Source organism: Planctomycetota bacterium, from assembly GCA_016235865.1.
Taxonomy (GTDB): domain Bacteria; phylum Planctomycetota; class MHYJ01; order JACQXL01; family JACQXL01; genus JACRIK01.
The window spans coordinates 25,657-41,518 of sequence record JACRIK010000014.1 but is presented as its reverse complement, the minus strand read 5'-3'; the positions used below and the strand labels follow the sequence as shown (position 1 = coordinate 41,518).

Here is a 15,862-nt window from a genome sequence, read left to right as displayed (position 1 = left end):
AATCAAAATAATCGTCAGTATAAAGCCAATATAAATACCGAGGCCGCCGAGTCGTGGAGTGGGCTGAGTATGAATTTTAAGCGGACCGGGGTTATCCACTATTTTCAACGGTCCGGAAATAGCTCGTGTCAGAAAAGTAGCCAGATAGGTGATCAATGCCGCTATGGCAAAAACAACCAAATAAAAGTAAAGCCAGCTCACTTGCATATATATTTACCGCTCTGGCTGATGATTTTCATGCTCTCATCGCCGTGGTTAAATAATAAATCGATAACGGACATTTCCGGCATAAACGACTGATACTGCTGTTTATAAACCGGGTGATGGAACTCCTGAAAGCAGGAAACAATCTTTGATTCCTTCAGCATCGATTCGTCAAGATAATCCTGCCCGTGCTTACCGTGCAAATAGGAATCAGAACCAAGTTTCTGACATATCTGGATAATCAGATCCGTAGCCGAACCATCATTTCTAGTATCGGCATCAGGTAACTTATAATCGAGTCCTAATTGAGAAGCCCGGACAATCTTGACCTTTATACCCAGAGCATCTATCAGATAGCGAATGATGGCCTCGTTTAGCTCAGCCAATAACAGCCACTGCTTCAGGTAAATTTGCTGTATAGCCTTGAAGTATCTTTGAAAATATGGGGCGCTATGGTAATTTCGTTCGATGCTTTTTAAATGTTTACGTGCCCAAGAAGTTGAGTTATCTATTCCTGTTTCCATAATCGATTGATGATACTTCCCTTTGGTTTTAACCGGAACTGTCAACCAAATCCAGCCCTGATCAGTGCGGATGCGATTACGATTAATCCAGCCAAAAGGCCCGCGCTTAACATATTGGACTAAATCTACGATAACAAAAACATCTGCCAATAAAACCTTATGGAAAAATCCAATATACGGCAAGTAATTCGGCTGATGTCCGGTAATTAGCATAGACAATTATTACGCGTTAACTGAACGTTTTTTGTTTATGGATTGAATAAGAACCATCTTTTATACCGCTTTTAATACCCAACGACCAAAGGACTTCTTCAGGCCGCGCGGTACCGTCGTTGGATACTTTTATAGTTAAAAACAGCGCCTGGTCTTTTAATTCCATTTTTTGGACAAACGATTTCAGGTTAATATTCTTAGACTCTTTATTGTCATAGTCGCGCTTAATTACCTGGACTGGCTGGAGCATCCAGTTTTTTATCTTGTCAGCCGATAATTTCAAAATCTGTGCTGAAGCATCTTCAGTAAGCGGCATAATTTTATATTCGACATTAAAAGAACCGGTTATATCCTGCCTAAGCGGCTCAATGCTCGTAGCCGTTATGCCTTCAACCAGCTCACGATTAAACTTCTGGATTATTTCGTTCTGATTTACCCATTCCGACAGCTGGAAATGCAGAACTTCATCATCAGATGAAATACCTAAAGGCAATGCCGTCAGAAAAGAGATGCGCGGCCTGGGGTTAAAGCCTTCGGAGAAAACAACTGGAATATCTGCCCGACGAACGGCCTGTTCGATAAGATTAAGCAGTTCCCGATGCGACAGGTATTTGGCCCTGCCCTTTTTGGTAAAACGCACCAGGAACTGAAATTTTGTGGGCATCTCGGCGCGTTATTTGGTTTTCTTATCCTTGCCCTTTTCTTTTTCCGAGTCAAAAGGCATCACGAGTGGACTTTCCACACCGTTAATCTTATCACTTAATATCTTCGTGGTTACCTCAGCCGTTTTTATGACACGCGGAGTAACGAATACTAAGAGTTTGCGTTCATTAAGCGACTTACCTCGATATCGAAATGGTTCCCCGATTATGGGAATATCGCCCAGCCCGGGCACCCGCTCCATTGTCTTGGTCAGCCGTTCATCCACTAAGCCGCCTATGATTGCAGTCTGACCGCTTTCAATAAGTATTTTCGTCACCACGGTTGACTGCCTTATCCTGGGAAGTTTAAGTGACTGCCCAGCTACTTCAAATGTCTCAAAACCATCATCCTTACCTGAAAGATCTTCCAGGCGGGGAATAAGAGTAACCAGGAGTTGATTTGTCCCCTTGATAACATTCGGCATAACCCACAATTGGAATCCAACATTTATCGGGGGTGCTTCGGTTAATTCGTAGAGCGGCAATCCGGCGGCTGAGTAAGAAACCTTTGTCACTGCATAACGAATTAATTCACCGACAAATACGGTGGCTTCATCACCGTCCAGCATAATCAAGTTGGGCTCCTGAATAAACTTACTCTTGGTATCTGTCTTGAATAATCTCAAGACCGCCGAGACATCATAAGTATTCAAGAAGAACTGATTAAATGTACTGTCCTGCTTGCGCCCGAATCCAAAAGGCAAGGAAGTCGTAACGCTTGACGGACTCGGCGCCGTCTTCATTATTTCCGACTTGGGGTCTTTGGAGCCGCCGAAATTATACTTCATGCCAAAATTAAGCAGATCTTCATTGGTGGTAGAGACGAATTTTAATTCAATAAGAACCTGTTCGGGAGCCACATCTAACTGTTCAATCATCTTCCCCATTGAATCAAGGACAGTCTTGGTATCCTGAACAATGAGACAATTGCTTTTTATATCGTATTCCAGATTACCAATAAGGGAACTCCCTTTACGGGTTAACATATTCTTAAGGATGTTTAATACCGTAAATTCCTTAATATTATCACTTGTGGCCTTAACGCCGCCCACCGCATAAGGAGTCGTTATCGTTGCCTTGTAAGAACCGGGCGGCCTGAGGTATTTTAACTGAAAGACCCTGGTTTCCAACTGTTCCTTCAGCGTCTCGGTTCGGACAATCCTAATAACTTTGTGTCTCTCCTGCACTAAACTGAAACCCGTAGTCTTAATGATATTCTGCAACGCTTCCAGCCAGGGCACATCTGAAAGCATCATCGTAATAGACCCTTTAATGTCGTCTGTCATAATAATATTAACATCGGCCATTTTGGCAATCTGACGAATAACCTCGTCCAGCGGGGCATTTTTAAGGTCCATATTAATTGTCGGCGGCTTGGTTACCATGAAAACTGAAGGGCTGGTCTCTTCCAGGATACACTTTGCCAATTGGGTAGTTGCTTCCAGGGCCAGGCGCCAATCAAGGTTTCTGAATGTCACCGTAACTTTATCTTCGTTTGATATCTGAGTGTCAATTATTATATTGACATTGGCGGCTTCTCCAATGGCTTCCAATGCCGTTCTCAATGGTTTTTCCACCCACTCAACCGTAATAGTCGGAGCAATAGATTTATCTTTATCTGTCACCGGCTGAGCTGATGCCGGCGAACCGGCTGCCGGAACCGGGTTTTCCTGGGCCGATAATACCAGCGCCCCAATCATCAGCACGCATACGCAAACTGCCATTAATCGATAGGTATCTTTCCTCATAAATTACACTCCTTTTATCTTCCCTTATATTCTAACGAAATTTCCTCGTTTTTATAGTCGAATATTATTACATTTGGCCGGATCGTTTTAACGGCCAAATCATCGGACACCTTGTCCCCTTCCTTATAGACCTTAGTACCTATCATAATTGATGAAGCCGGTATCTGCTTAAAATACGATATCGGCAGGGAAATCTCGGAGCCGAGGAAATTAATAACCAACGGCTGTAATTTTACCTCTTCCGCCTTCATATAATAAATAATGCCGCTGATAACCGGCCGGGTGGCAAAGAACTCCTCTATTATTTTTGCCCGCCGGGCCAGCTCCGCCACCTCATCGACCAGCGCTTTAACCTTGGACTGATATTCAGTCTTTCTTATTTCTTTCCTATCAACCAACTCTGAAATCCTGACTAACTTCTTGGGGATGTCCTTATAAAGCCCCATAGTCATGCCGCCTTCAAAATCATTCTTGGCCTCGTTTCTTATATAGACTGCTTCAGCGTATATCTTTTCTGCCCCGCCAAAGAGACGTTCCGCTTCGGTCCGAATATCCTCCATCTCATTCTTCGCCTTAATATCATTGGTGCTGTTTACCTTCCCATACAGATCGAGGATTCTCTGGTATGGCGCCACTAACAACGCATCTCTTTCCTCAGCAGGTGTCTTTTCGTAAATATCCTTCATCAACTGGAGTTGTTCTCTTGCCTCGGTCAGCCATACGTCGCCTATCGGCGTCTTTGGCGGGGTGACTGGCGTGTCACTACCTGAAGTGCGTCCAGGACCTATCGCAGTCAGGCGCGGCACAAAGGGGTCAATCCGCCCCTTGGGCTCAAAAACACGTTTAGCGGCCATGCCGCTCGCGTACTCCTCCTGAGATATTTTGATTGCTGTAAGATTGCCCGTGGCTTGCTTCAAAACCATGCCATTCAACCCGATAAAATACTCCATATCCTTCACGCTGGAAGAAGGATCCATTACCACCAAAGAACACATATATCCCTCGGTCGGAACTCCCATTATCCTTTGGGTTGTTTTTTCCCTTATCATCAGATGGGCATCGGCGAACAAATTGCCGGGATTATAGCTGTTTATAAGCTTCAAGGGATAGCTCTGATTAACCGTCCAATTATTATTAATCAAGAGAAAACCCAAAGCCTGCTCTGAATACAAATTCTCACCATCTGCAAACTCCTGGTTGGCCGGAGGTTGGGAAACAGGCTCACCTGAAGGCACCGGAGTGATTATTGTAGTGACAAACATTAGCTTGTCCCCTTCCCTATTCCCCTTAAGAACAATCTCCCTTTTATCTGCCAATGACAGCCTGAGGGTTGATTTCAGCAAAGTCATATCGGAGGCGTTAAACTGCATTTCTTCGCTCAATTTCACATAAGGCAATGCCGCCGGGTTACCAAGAAATACCTCCTGCAGAAATACATATGCCTTTTGTGTTGCTGTGCTGCCTTGGACCTGCACAGGTATCTCATCAAGCGTCGTATGCCGGGAACCGACTTTTTCCCCGTTCAGAACGATAGTATACCAACTTTCATCTTTGACAAAACGGCTTGGCTGGCCGGCCTCCGGTTGTTTTTTATCTGCGGCCGCAGGCGCGGTGGCCTGCCCCCATATTAGCGCCTCAGACAATAAACAACCCAAAGTAATTATAACTGATAGACAAATAAAACGCTTCATAATTTAAACTCGCATCACCCGGTGCAAATACCGTATTTTATTTCTTTCCCGGTTCCTTGTAGACATAGGATGTTATTTTTACATCCAGGTTGTATTGAGTCGGCTTATCCGCTGTTACGGCGCCAACCGGCCTGACCGAAAAGTTATCCACCTTAATGAACCGCTGGTAGGTTTCCAGCAGATAGACAAAGTTAATAATCTGGAAAAAATTACCCTGAATTTTTAACGAATATGCCATTTTGTCAAAGGAGGTTGAACCGGTTGTTGGCGGGCCACTCCGTCCTTCGTCGGCGGTGGCGCTGGAAAGCTTAACACCCGCTTCACGGCTGAATCTGGTCAGCGTGTCGATAAAATTCTCATAAGACGCCTCTTCCTTGGTCGGCAAAAGCGCCTGGAGCGCATCCCGCTCTAACCTTAGCTTTTTCAGTTTTTCTTCCAATTCCACCATTTTAGTTAATCTGTCCTTCTCGTCTTTTATCCTCAAATTAACTTCAGCGATGTCTTTGTTTAACTTGGCGATATCCTTACTGAACACAAAGAACCCGACACCGGCCAAACCAATGGCTACCACGGCCGGTATCACAATGGTCAGAATCAGCAGTTGTTTTTCAGTCAATTTCATCTGTTATTTCTTCCGCTCCCGGCTCATATCAATGTCAAATTTGACCGCGAATTCCTCCTTAGCTTGCGGTTGGGCGACCACCGAAAATTGGGGAGGTTCGTTAATCTTGAGATTAAAAGTTTCCATCAAACTCTGATGGCTCTTTAGCTTTAGCCGGAAATTCGTCATCCGTTCTGAAGAAAATCCCGTGGCCAGGCAATTCATGCTGATGGATGCCGAAACCGACGCCTTACCGCGATAACCGGCCGGCGCGCTCTCGTTCGCCAGGAGGGAGGTAATCCATACATCCCGGGCGCCATAAATAATATCCCAGATTTCATCAATCTTCTCCCACCAATAGAATTCCCGGGTCTCTTTTATCTGTAGAGCCGCTTTATTCCATTCGCTCAATTTCTGCTCTTCAGCCAGCATGGTATTATAGTCGGCGGTCTGGATTTGCAGTTTTGACAACGCGTCCTTATCGGTCCTTAACATCTCGGTCTTGCGATTGATGTCCACATACGTATAAGCATCCCAAATACCCAGAAGCAAGCAGATAATCACAGCCGCATTCATTGCCAGAAAGCGCGGCAATGGGGTCTTTTCCTTACGCCTTCTTTCTTCCGGAAGCAGATTTATCCGAATCATAATCTAATCCTTTTTTACCCTTGATGCCAGTCCGGCGGCAATAACCAGCTGGGTGGCCTTTTTCTTTAATTCAACCGGGTCAATCTTGTCTGAAATCACCTCAAATGACTCGCACGGGTCCCAGCGAATCAATTTCCGGTTAAACGCCGAATCAAACGACTCCTCCAGACCCTGCAATTGAGACGCGCCGCCGGAAAGATAAATATTTTCTATCGGCTTGTCAAACTGGTGCTCAAAATAATCAAATGAAAGCTGTATCTCGTGGGTCAGGTCATCCAGCAGCGAACTGACATAGTCCTTAATCTCATCGGCTTTGAGCGCCGGGTTACGCTTGAGTTGTTCCGCCTCGTTTTCCGGCATGCCCATCTTTTTGCTGATGGCTTCGGTAAAATCGTTGCCGGCGATATAGATTTCCCTGGTAAAAAACACCTGCAAGCCGATCATGATATTAACATTAGTCTTGACCGCGCCGATATCAATCAGAGCCGTGACCTTGTTGCCGATATCCGGCGACGGATTAATCAACTGCTTCAGTTCGAATGAATTACCCAGGGCAAAACAATCCACGTCAACCGCTATCGGCCAAAGACCGCTTTCCTCAAGCAACGTGATATGCTCATCCAGCTTATCCCGCTTGGCCGCGACTAACAGCACGGTAATATCCTTTGACGGTTTGCCGCCCGCATCCTCTTTCCTGATATGCGGAAGTTTCAGGCAATCTATCATCACCTCATCCACTTCAAACGGAATATATTTGCTGGCCTCGTATTTAATGGCGTTCTTCAATTCCTCGTCGGTCATATCCGGCATGGTAATGTAACGGACAATAACCGACCGGCCTGATATCGATGTCGCGACTTTGTTGGTGTGGAACTGGTGTTCGGCCCAGATTTGTTTCAGAACCTCCTTTAGGTCCTCGCCGGGGGCTATTTCGCGGTATACATACCCGCTCATGGCATACCCCTCGGTCTTGGGCGAGTATGACAATTCCACGGCTTTAATAGCCCGCGAACCGATGTCTAAACCAATCAGCGGTTTGCCTTTTAACTTTACTGCCATAGATTATTGTTTATATCAAAATACGTATATTACTTCAAGTATTTAATAATTTTTTATCCGCTAATTTAAAGCCGGTTCCGGCCGCGTCATTCAGCGTATTTCTGCCGGTAATAATCAGACGCCTTTTGGTAAGAATCAATATCCCCGATGTCAAACCAGTTGCCCTTCAGGGTATAGCCGTAGATATCCTTCTGTTTATACAGCCACTGCAGGTAGTAGCCGGGCGCATCTGGATTAAAACCCTTGTTCAGATACTTGTCAATCAGCATCAGGTCGCCTTTGGCAAAGATATACAGGCACATGGCCACCAGGGTGCTCTGCGGCTGGGCCGGCTTTTCCTCGAAATCAATTATCCGCTTGTCCTTATCCAGGGTCACCACGCCATACTGGCTGATAATCTCTTTATGGCTACCCTTGAAATCCTTAAGTGAAATGGCCGTGCCCTGCTTCTTGAAATACTTTATAAAATCAGTGAAGTCAATCTCAAACAAATTATCGCCGGCCACAATCAGCAGGTCGTCGTTGATTTTGTTCTTCTTGATGACAAATTTAATATCGCCGATGGCGCCTAATTTATCATTGACACTCTCCGACATATCATCGCACAGCACAATCTTTTTGCCGTAGGTCCGAAACAGCCCGGACCGCTGCTCCATCCTATCGGCCAGCCACTTTTCGTAATTACCATAGAAGAGGTGGTTGCTGACGATAAATATCCTGTCAATCTCCTTGCGCGGCAGGAGTAAATCCAGGGTCCATTCAATTACCGGCTTGCCGGCAATATCCAGCAGCGGCTTGGGTGTATTGGCGGTTAAGGGGTACAAACGCAACCCATACCCGGCGCCGAGAATTAATGCTTTCATAATGCTTAATTTTATTTAAATATGCTAACAGGGTCAACCAAAAAAAGAGATTATTCACCGCTTTTTTTCACCATATTCCAGACCAGCCAACCGCCGCCGACCAAACAGACCAACATTGAAATAACCCCACCGGCATTGAACAGAAATGCTATGGCGCTATCCCACTCCAGCAGACCCATCCGGCCCAAGAGCCAATTCCAGTCGTGGAATACATCACCCCCACCCGGACTGACCAAAGGCAGTTGCATCAGCCGGGCATCGGCCGCGTAAACCGCCACATCGTAAAAATTGGTTGACAGCCAGCCGAAACAGAATGCCACCGCGAAGAAGTCCCGCTGAAGTCGGAAAAACATCGCCATCGAAACGACCGGCGCCAGGCACTGGGCCAGCGTGCCCCCGGCCATTTCCATAAATCTCCCAAAAGCAAAGACATAATGTCCGAGTTCGTGAATACCCAGATTGAGCGGCTTGAAAATACTCTGATACGAAGAACTGGATAAATGATTTATAAAGACATAGCCAAAGAAGATTAACACCGCCAGGCGCAGATACCAAACCCGGCCTCTGCACCACTCAATGGCTTCTTCGTAGAGTTCCTTTAGCATAAAGATTAAACAGCTCGAATAAAGCAAGCTTGAAAGAAATACTCCCTCTCCCCTTGCGGGAGAGGGCAGGGTGAGGGGGAAAGTAATCACCCTCCCCTAACCCCTCCCATCCAGGGAGGGGAATAGATTCAGTAAGAGACTACAAAAGGCATTTTATTGCTTCGCTACCAACTTACCTTCGGCAAATATCCGGATGGCTTCAGGGTACGCCTGTTTCTCCGCCTCAAACACCCGGTCAGCCAGGGTATGAACCGTGTCATTGGCCAATACCGGCACCCTCTTCTGCACGATTATCGGACCGGTGTCATAGGTATTATCCGCGAAATGCACCGTGCAACCCGACTCCTTACGCCCGGCATTAAGAACTGCCTGATGGACCTTGTCCCCGTAAAAACCATCGCCGCCAAAATCCGGCAACAACGCCGGATGGATATTCAGCACCTTGCGATGATACTCCGGCGGGATAACATATAAATGAAGAAACCCGGCCAGGGTAATCAGGTCAATTGGATACTTCTTTAAGATGTCATTGATAGCTTGGCTGAATTCCTCTTTGGTCTTGTATTTCTTGCGGTCAACCACAAATGCCGGGATGTTATGCTTCTTGGCGCGCTCCAGGCCCTGCACATCCGGCTTACTGGAAATCACGACTTGAATGTTAGCCGGCAGTTTGCCCTGCCCTATCAAATCAATGAAGTTCTGCAAGGTCCGGCCTGAACCGGATATCAGAACCGCCAGGTTTAACTTTTTCATAATTATACCTCTATGCTCTATGCCCTACGCTCTACGCTATACATACCCATGTATCAGCAAATCCGGCCTGATATATTTCACGCCGGAATTGTTTAGTCGTATCGCGCCGTCAATCTTAAAGAATCCCCTTGCGCTAATGGTCTTACTGCCCCCGATTATCCTTGGGGAGATAAAGCAATAGACCTCGTCCACCACCTTATTATCAAAGGCGCTCTTTAAGACGCTCGGACCGCCTTCTATCATTAACTTGTTAATCCCGTTCCTGGCCAACGTCCTCATCGCCGCCATAAAGTCCAGTCGTCCTTTGCGCGCCGGCACGGTCAACACCTTAACGCCTTTCTTCTCCAGTTTTGCTCTCTTAATTTTAGGCGCAGCCGGTGAGACCATAAGATAAACATCGCCTTGGTCAATGGTCTTGATGATTTTGGAATCCAAAGGCAACCGCGCGTGGCTGTCCAGAATAATCCTTGCCGGATTCATCAGATATCCAACCCGGGCCAGCAGCCGCGGCTTATCCTTCAAGACCGTATTGATGCCGACCATCACTGCCTGGCACTGTGCCCGGATGGACTTGGCGTAGTCGCGCGACTTTTTGGAGGTAATCCAACGCCCCTGACCCTTGGGCAAGGCCATCTTTCCATCCTGGGACATGGCCCACTTGGCAATCACATAAGGCAGGCCTTTTTCCTGCGTTTTGAAGAATGGCCTATTAATGGCTTGCGCCACCTTGGCCAACACACCTTCTATTATAGTAACACCATGCTTTTTGAGCAATGCAATCCCTCTGCCCCGGACCAACGGATTCGGGTCTCTGGTGGCAATTACTACCTTCTTAATCCCGCTTGAGACTATGGCCTCAGCGCAGGGCGGAGTCTTGCCGAAATGCGAACACGGTTCCAGGGTCAGATAAAGCGTTGCGCCATTGAGATGCTCCGGATTGTTAATTGAATTAATGGCATTGATTTCCGCATGCGGCCCGCCGAAATACTGGTGATAGCCCCGCCCGATAATGCGGTTATTCTTAACCACAACTGCCCCGACCTGCGGATTCGGCGCCACATACCACTCGCCTTTGATAGCAAGTTCCAAAGCCAGGCGCATGTATCTCTCGTGAGTCATATCCCTTAATTAGCATCAACAGGCAAATAACTCAAGAAAAAAGTAGCCACAGATTTCGCTAGCGCGGTCTCAGTAGAGTTCACAGATTATAACAAGTATTGACATCCCTATCAGAATTTGGTAGAAAGAACCCATGAAAAGGGTTATCATCACCAGCCTGCTCATGCCGTTTATATTTTTGATTGTTGCCATTGTCTTAGTTTTGCCGTTAGCCCTGATTGACCTCACAAGGATTTCTGAGGCCATACTGTCCTTTTGCATTTCCGCTTTATTTCTGGGTTCATCCGCCCCGTTCAGCTATTTGCAATGCCGAGCCGGCGTGGAATTCTACGGTCTTGCCCCATTTTTGATAATTCTCGGCATCCAAATAACCATCGCATTTATCATAGGTTTTGTCATTAAACGCTCCGGCCAGACACATACCACATTCCAATTCATAAGAAAAACCGCCCTCATCTATTTCCTGGTCTGCATACCATTCGGCATTGCCCTGTTTTTCGTAACAACCGATGAATACGAATATTGGCCAAAAAATGTCGTGACGGTCACGACTCATGTCCAGCCGCCGGGTGAAAAGAAAGATGAATTCTCAGAAAGTGATGCGTCAGCCACTCCCATAACACGGACTAAAAACAGCAATCAGGTTAAACCTTTTGTTATTCCGGGAAAAATAGATATGAACGAATATGTCAACGCTATCGGCCTTCCGGAAGTGAAAAATATAGAAAAACTGGCATTAGACCGCATAAATATCATTATGCATTCTTTCGACCGGCAAAAAGGAGTCAAGGCCAACGCCTGGATAGACTTCTCAGCAAACCATGAATTAGCCAGCTATACTTTGTGGTTATTCCACGCCAGGAGATACGGCAGCAGTTACCACATAAAATTCCGTAAATCCGGCAATGACTGGATTATTATCCATGATGGCGCAAATTCGAGTGGCGGTTTTAATATAGATTTTCTGAGTGATTTCGGATTCACGCCGGACGAACAAGCCAAGCAGAAAAAGTAACCACTAGATTAACACCAGATTTTCACCAGATTATTCTTGTGCTAATCTGTGCAATCTCGTGGTTTATCCTTCTCTGTGCCCTCTGTGTCGGAGTTTACACTGAGCAAAGCGAACGTGTGGCAAGGTATTTTTCTAAGCCCGCCTGAGGCGAGGCTAAGTGGCAGTAACGCTCATTCTTCGCTAACTGCCCCTAAGCTATCACCACTTGCAGTCCATTGGTCCAGGAGCCGTTGTTGGCCGGATTTCTCTGATTAACCCAGCGGAAGTAGCCGTAGAACTTCATGCCCACACCCTCGGACGCGCACTTGATGATAAACCGCGCCCGGGTTGAGTTCTGCACATACTGGCATTCCTCCGGAGTCGGGAAGAAAAACTTCTTGCCTTCCACCGGCTTGATATGGACCGGCAGAAACGTATACCGACATTCTATCACATCTGCGTCATTATGCATGCTCGGACTGTCCTCATCTGTCAACCTTCGGCAAGTGACCTTTATCCAGCCGCCGCCCATGGGCGTCAAGCCGACCCAGGGAATATCGTTAATCTTCGGCTTGGGCGTGGGCTTGATATCGGGTTCCCGGCCGACCAGTGTTAATAGGTCTGATTTGGGGATACGGCGGTTATTCAGAACCCATTCCTTGTGAAATGCCCGCCAGGCCTTTTCGTATCGCTTGCGGCAGGCCCGGTGCGCCGAAACCTGGGCGCTGGTCCGGTTCTGCTTAATACACACCTGCTTGTAACGCGGCTCATACTCCGCGCGCAGGTCTTTCAGCACCTGAATATCAGCATCCGGGATGCCCCAGGCAACCTTATTCGTATCCACCCGGTCCACATAGATGCGCTGCTTGGTAAAAAACTCACTATCCTTGTTCGGAATCCAGTCACTGCCTCTCTTACCGGCCATAACAACAACCTTTCTTAGAGGCTGTTAGCGACGCAGGAGCATTACAGCCTCTTAGACCCGCCTCAGGCGGGACTCTTAGACCCCCGCCACGGCGGGGGCAATCAGAACCAACTAAATCCCCTTTTAATTCATCTCGCCAAAGCCCATAAGGGCGTAGGCGGACCATGTAAACAACCATCTCCGTCAGAGGCGTATATGCCTCCGGCGGGAAAACTCCTAAATCACCCTTAAAACCACCTGATTAAACGGTGAAATGCGCTGATTTAAGCACAAAATCACCTGACTTTGACCCGTAACGGTGTCGTTATGACTCGTAACGTTGCCGTTATGACCCGTAACGTTGCCGTTATGACTCGTAACGTTGCCGTTACAACTCGTAACGTTGCCGTTATAACTCGTAACGTTGCCGTTATAACTCGTAACGAAGCCGTTATAAGAAGGGATGAAAAGACGCTAAATCTACGTCCTACCACCCTACCCAATAATATTATACCCTTTACCTGTGGTTTGTCAAGCCCGTTCTGGAAAATACTGGTGATTTACAAGCGGGTAAAGTATTAATCAAACACGCTGTCCACGGAGTTGATGGGCACTGATAAGTTAGGCGTGTGTACCCTGATCGCCGCTTGAAAAATCTTTGTCCGTTTCAGTAAAAAGAAGAGGACCGGATACTAGGACATTAGGTTTAGAAATTAAAGTTACATTCCAAAACACACCATGGTTTATATCACCTGATATAACAAATTTACACGGAGCTAAATTAGTGCCCTTGGTTTTGTTCATTATAGAATCATAAATTTTCTTTGCTTCTTTACTCATTTTTGACATTGGCTGAAATTCGATTGGTTTATGCATCAATTCTTTTAACAACATTCCACAAAACCCCTTCCACCGTTGCTTATCTGTAAATAAAAAAACAGGAATCCCATATTGTGTATAAAGAGATATAAATTCTTGTCTCAATTCCTTAAGGGACACAACTTCACACATACGCGTGTTTGTATGAGTTTTCTTATCAACCCTGGCATCATCCAGAAAAATATCAGCTATTTGCTCTAGTATTTTATAACCTTTAGCAGATCTAGAAATAACCGTGTGTAAACACCAATCGCAGTAAAAATTTAACGTTTGATATTCATTTCGTAAATTCTCCCCTTCAATCAACAGCCTTGTCTTTGTAATCAAGTTCACCAAGTCACTATAGGTTAATTTTTGCTGATTTAATATTTGGCTTAATAAATCCTTAACGTCATCCTTAGAAGGTATATTAAAAATCATTAATTTATTCTCCCATCCTCGGCCCGTGATTACAAAAACTTTCTGATTTTGGCGAGATTATATTTAGACTCTTTATGTCCTTTCTTTGCCGCAGATTTAAAGTATTCATACGCTTTCTTTAGATCTTTTCTAACGCCTTCTCCGTTCATATAACAAAGGCCTATATTATAAAGAGCATTTATTTGTCCCTGCTTGGCTGCTTTTTTATACCACTTAACAGCTTCTTTTTCATTCTTCTTGACCCCTTTCCCATAACGATAACAAACGCCTAAACTAGTCATAGCATCTGAATCGCCATTTATTGCGGCTAAGTCGTGGTATTTAAATGCAAGCTTTAGATTCTTTCTAACACCTTCTCCACATCCATAAGCCTCAGCAAGGCAAGCAACCAAATAAGCCGAATGCAATTTTGGGCCCTGTTTATAATACTCAAATGCTTTTCTGAAGTTTTTCCTAACTCCAATTCCGTTCTGATAAAAATATCCCAGGTCGCAAATAGCATCAACATCGCCTTTTTTGGCTTTTCTTTTTAATACTTCTATTTTTTTCATATCAAAATCCCCCGCCCTATTTTGTTTTCTTAAACTCCTCTAACAAGCGATTATTTCGATACTTCTTTATCTCCATCGCCACATCGTCGGCCATTTTGGATGCCTTAGTGCCGGAACGGGGCGAATACTTGAATATAAATACCTTATAAAATCTGGCTTCCTTGACCAGCGAAACCGTGTCCTGGAAATCCGCATCGGTCTCGGTCGGGAATCCGACAATAAAGTCCGAGACAATCCTGATATCGGGCATGAGTTCCTTTGCCTTCCGCACTATGTCCAAATATTCAGCCCGGGTATATCTGCGCCGCATCATCTTTAAGATTCGGTCTGACCCTGATTGCGCCGGCATGTGGAGTTCCCTTTTCACCTGCGGCAGCGATGCCATGGTGGTTAGGAGTTCGTCGGTTACATCTGAGGGGTGGCTAGTGATGAAGGAGATGTCTAATGACGAATGACGAATGACTAACTCTTTAAGAAGACAGGAGAGATTATACTTATTAACATTGTCATTGCGAGGGATGACGCCAGAGGCGTCAGACCGTGGCAATCCATGAGATTGCGGAGCCTGTTCCGAGTAAATGAGATTGCTTCGCCCCGTTGGGGCTCGCAATGACAAGCGAGGGGTCTCGCTCCTCGCAATGACATCAAGGGACAGCGATTTGCCGTACGCCGTGACATTCTGGCCGAGCAGAGTAATCTCCTTGACTCCCCTATCTAACAGCGAGCCGACCTCGTCAATAATATCTTCAGGCGGGCGGCTGATTTCCTTGCCTCTGACATAAGGCACGATGCAATAACTGCAAAAATTGTCACAGCCCCTCATTACCTGAACATAGGCGCGGTCTTTATCCGCCAGAAAGGTGGAGTGTTCGTATGACTCGCCTTTGACCAGACCCTCTTTATCAGCGCAGACCACTTTGTCAGTGTCTTTGGTGCGTAGCTTATCCACCTGTTTAACAATACTCTTATACCGATGCGGGCCGCAGACCAGAGAGACATGCGGCAGTCGCTTGAAGATGCCCTCTTTGTCCTTCTGGGCCATACAGCCGATGATGCCGATGACCAGGCCGGGTTTCTTGGCCTTTAACGGCTTGAGATTCATCATCCGGGAATAGACCCGCTCCTCGGCGTGTTCGCGGACACTGCAGGTATTGACCAGGATGACATCGGCTCGTGATTCGGAATCAACCAGTTTGTATCCGGCGTCGATGAATGAGCCGGAGATTAGTTCGGAATCAAGTTTATTCATCTGACAGCCGAAGGTTTGCATAAGCAGGTTTTTAGACATAGTTTTACCTATCCGTTTGATGCCTCCCGGTGCGCTCCCCGAAAGCTTTCGGGGTGCTCCCGACCATCGCTATCGCGAGGGGCATCTGGCAACCAAA

The 15,862-nt window shown here is 46.2% G+C and carries 16 protein-coding genes; 1 reads left to right on the top strand and 15 read right to left on the bottom strand.

Annotation, left to right across the window (positions count from 1 at the left end):
• Nucleotides 1-197 precede the first annotated feature (197 nt).
• The 11 genes from HZA49_04850 to ribD all read right to left on the bottom strand — a co-directional run bounded on the left by HZA49_04850 (nucleotide 198) and on the right by ribD (nucleotide 10,729).
• On the bottom strand, nucleotides 198-941 hold the full coding sequence (locus HZA49_04850; GenBank protein MBI5778764.1) for a WbqC family protein: 744 nt from the start codon (nucleotides 939-941) through the stop codon (nucleotides 198-200).
• Nucleotides 942-957: 16 nt separating this feature from the next.
• The gene (locus HZA49_04845) at nucleotides 958-1,605 is read right to left on the bottom strand and encodes a DUF2344 domain-containing protein (GenBank protein ID MBI5778763.1); all 648 of its coding nucleotides are present in this window, start codon (nucleotides 1,603-1,605) and stop codon (nucleotides 958-960) included.
• Nucleotides 1,606-1,614: 9 nt separating this feature from the next.
• Nucleotides 1,615-3,390, bottom strand: coding sequence for a hypothetical protein (locus tag HZA49_04840; GenBank protein MBI5778762.1), 1,776 nt, complete (start codon nucleotides 3,388-3,390; stop codon nucleotides 1,615-1,617).
• Nucleotides 3,391-3,404: 14 nt separating this feature from the next.
• Complete coding sequence (locus tag HZA49_04835; protein ID MBI5778761.1) at nucleotides 3,405-5,081, bottom strand: general secretion pathway protein GspB; 1,677 nt, start codon at nucleotides 5,079-5,081, stop codon at nucleotides 3,405-3,407.
• 37 nt (nucleotides 5,082-5,118) lie between these two features.
• On the bottom strand, nucleotides 5,119-5,703 hold the full coding sequence (gene pilO / locus HZA49_04830; protein ID MBI5778760.1) for a type 4a pilus biogenesis protein PilO: 585 nt from the start codon (nucleotides 5,701-5,703) through the stop codon (nucleotides 5,119-5,121).
• A gap of 3 nt (nucleotides 5,704-5,706) precedes the next feature.
• Nucleotides 5,707-6,330 (bottom strand): hypothetical protein, encoded by a 624-nt coding sequence (locus HZA49_04825; GenBank protein ID MBI5778759.1) that lies wholly within the window; start codon nucleotides 6,328-6,330, stop codon nucleotides 5,707-5,709.
• Nucleotides 6,331-6,333: 3 nt separating this feature from the next.
• Complete coding sequence (pilM, locus tag HZA49_04820) at nucleotides 6,334-7,389, bottom strand: type IV pilus assembly protein PilM (GenBank protein ID MBI5778758.1); 1,056 nt, start codon at nucleotides 7,387-7,389, stop codon at nucleotides 6,334-6,336.
• Nucleotides 7,390-7,475: 86 nt separating this feature from the next.
• On the bottom strand, nucleotides 7,476-8,252 hold the full coding sequence (locus tag HZA49_04815; GenBank protein MBI5778757.1) for a nucleotidyltransferase family protein: 777 nt from the start codon (nucleotides 8,250-8,252) through the stop codon (nucleotides 7,476-7,478).
• A 50-nt stretch (nucleotides 8,253-8,302) separates the two neighbouring features.
• Nucleotides 8,303-8,857, bottom strand: a complete 555-nt coding sequence (locus tag HZA49_04810) for a hypothetical protein (protein MBI5778756.1) — start codon at nucleotides 8,855-8,857, stop codon at nucleotides 8,303-8,305.
• A gap of 153 nt (nucleotides 8,858-9,010) precedes the next feature.
• A complete protein-coding gene (gene purN / locus HZA49_04805; protein ID MBI5778755.1) occupies nucleotides 9,011-9,610 on the bottom strand; it encodes a phosphoribosylglycinamide formyltransferase in 600 nt (199 codons plus the stop codon).
• Between the two features lie 36 nt (nucleotides 9,611-9,646).
• The gene (gene ribD / locus HZA49_04800) at nucleotides 9,647-10,729 is read right to left on the bottom strand and encodes a bifunctional diaminohydroxyphosphoribosylaminopyrimidine deaminase/5-amino-6-(5-phosphoribosylamino)uracil reductase RibD (protein ID MBI5778754.1); all 1,083 of its coding nucleotides are present in this window, start codon (nucleotides 10,727-10,729) and stop codon (nucleotides 9,647-9,649) included.
• 133 nt (nucleotides 10,730-10,862) lie between these two features.
• Between ribD and HZA49_04795 the strand changes: the two genes are divergently transcribed.
• Nucleotides 10,863-11,744, top strand: coding sequence for a hypothetical protein (locus tag HZA49_04795; protein MBI5778753.1), 882 nt, complete (start codon nucleotides 10,863-10,865; stop codon nucleotides 11,742-11,744).
• Between the two features lie 190 nt (nucleotides 11,745-11,934).
• Here HZA49_04795 and HZA49_04790 read toward each other — a convergent pair whose 3' ends face one another.
• From HZA49_04790 to HZA49_04775, 4 genes are all read right to left on the bottom strand, one after another.
• Nucleotides 11,935-12,648 carry a hypothetical protein gene (locus HZA49_04790; protein ID MBI5778752.1) on the bottom strand — a complete coding sequence of 238 codons (714 nt, stop codon included), beginning with the start codon at nucleotides 12,646-12,648 and terminating at the stop codon, nucleotides 11,935-11,937.
• Nucleotides 12,649-13,248: 600 nt separating this feature from the next.
• A complete protein-coding gene (locus HZA49_04785; protein ID MBI5778751.1) occupies nucleotides 13,249-13,926 on the bottom strand; it encodes a hypothetical protein in 678 nt (225 codons plus the stop codon).
• A 29-nt stretch (nucleotides 13,927-13,955) separates the two neighbouring features.
• Nucleotides 13,956-14,477, bottom strand: a complete 522-nt coding sequence (locus tag HZA49_04780) for a sel1 repeat family protein (protein ID MBI5778750.1) — start codon at nucleotides 14,475-14,477, stop codon at nucleotides 13,956-13,958.
• Between the two features lie 16 nt (nucleotides 14,478-14,493).
• Nucleotides 14,494-15,765: a MiaB/RimO family radical SAM methylthiotransferase gene (locus HZA49_04775; GenBank protein ID MBI5778749.1), complete on the bottom strand. Its 1,272-nt coding sequence runs from the start codon at nucleotides 15,763-15,765 to the stop codon at nucleotides 14,494-14,496.
• Between the last annotated feature and the right edge of the window lie 97 nt (nucleotides 15,766-15,862).